Origin of the sequence: Roseicella frigidaeris, from assembly GCF_003258945.1 — a bacterium.
Classification (GTDB): domain Bacteria; phylum Pseudomonadota; class Alphaproteobacteria; order Acetobacterales; family Acetobacteraceae; genus Paracraurococcus; species Paracraurococcus frigidaeris.
Genome location: NZ_QLIX01000081.1, coordinates 1 through 1,339, shown reverse-complemented (window position 1 = coordinate 1,339; position 1,339 = coordinate 1). Strand labels below are relative to the sequence as shown.

Genomic DNA, 1,339 nt, shown 5'->3' with positions numbered 1-1,339 from the left:
CCCCTGCTCGGGATGCGGCCGGCTCTCCAGGATCAGGGCGGCCAGCGCCGCGGTGGACGGGCCGATCGCGGCGGCCTCGCGGCCGATCCGCTCGATGGTCCATTCGGCATGGCGCCGGTGCGCCTGCGGCATGTGCTCGGGCAGCGTGGTGTGCCGGCCGCGCAGTCCGCCGCGGATGTGGACGGCGACGCGCTCGCCCTTGTGGAACAGCTCCACCGTCCGAGTGGTCAGCCGGGCCTCCACCTGCTGGCGCAGCAGCCGGTGCGGCGCCGAGTAGTAGTGGCCCTCGACATCGACATGGTAGTCGAGCCCGACCCGGCGGATGCGCCATTCGGCATAGACGAAGGGCTCGGCCGGCAGCGTCGCCAATGCCGGCCGGTCCAGTTCCTCGAACAGCTGCCGCCGGCTGACCCCGAGCCGGCGCATCGGCCGCGCGTTCAGGTCGGCCAACAGCGCGGCAATGGCCACGTTCAGCGCCGCGAGCGAGGCGAACCGTTGATGCCGCAAGCGGGCGAGGATCCAGCGCTCCACCACCAGCACCCCGGCCTCGACCTTGGCCTTGTCGCGCGGCCGGCGGACTCGCGCCGGCAGGATGGCGGTGCCGTAGTGGGCGGCCAGATCGCGGTAGGTCGGGTTGAGGCCAGGCTCGTACCAGTTGGCCCGCAGCACGCCGGCGCGCAGGTTGTCGGGCACGACTTGCCGTGGCACCCCGCCGAGAAACTCCAGCGCTCGGACATGCGCGCCGATCCAGTCCGGCAGCGACTGGGTCCAGACCGCCTCGGCGTAGGTGTAGCTCGACGCCCCCAGTACCGCGACGAAGACCTGCGCCGTGCGCACCTCGCCGGTGGTCGGGTCAATCACCTCCACCATCTGCCCGGCGAAGTCGACGAACAGCCGCTCCCCGGCCGGGTGCACCTGCCGCATGGTCGGCGACAGCCTGGCCTCCCAGGCCCGGTAGAGCTCGCACCAGCGGCTGTACTGGTAGCCGTCCGGGGTGGTGGCCCGGTACTCGTCCCACAGCAGCATCAGCGTCACGCCGGGCCGGCGCAGCTCCCGGTGCACCTCGGTCCAGTCGGGCTCCGCCTTGCGCCGCTGCCCGGCCGGCGCGCCGCCGCCGGCGAACAGCAGCGCCTCCAGCGCCCCGTCGGTCAGCGTCGTGGGCAGCGGCCAGGCCAGCCTCGCCCCGGCCACCCGGTCCAGGCACAGCCGCACCGTGCTGCGCGCCACGTCAACCGAGCGGGCAATCGCCCGGTCGGAGGCGCCCGCCTCGTACTTCAGCCGCAGGATCTCTCGCACACGTCGCATCGACACTCTCTCGGCCGGCATCCCGTCCCCCCCC

The 1,339-nt window shown here is 73.3% G+C and carries 1 protein-coding gene; it reads right to left on the bottom strand.

Annotated elements, in window-relative coordinates:
• A partial coding sequence (gene istA / locus DOO78_RS26830) for an IS21 family transposase (RefSeq protein WP_165839113.1) occupies positions 1-1,305 on the bottom strand: 1,305 nt, incomplete at its 3' end.
• Between the last annotated feature and the right edge of the window lie 34 nt (positions 1,306-1,339).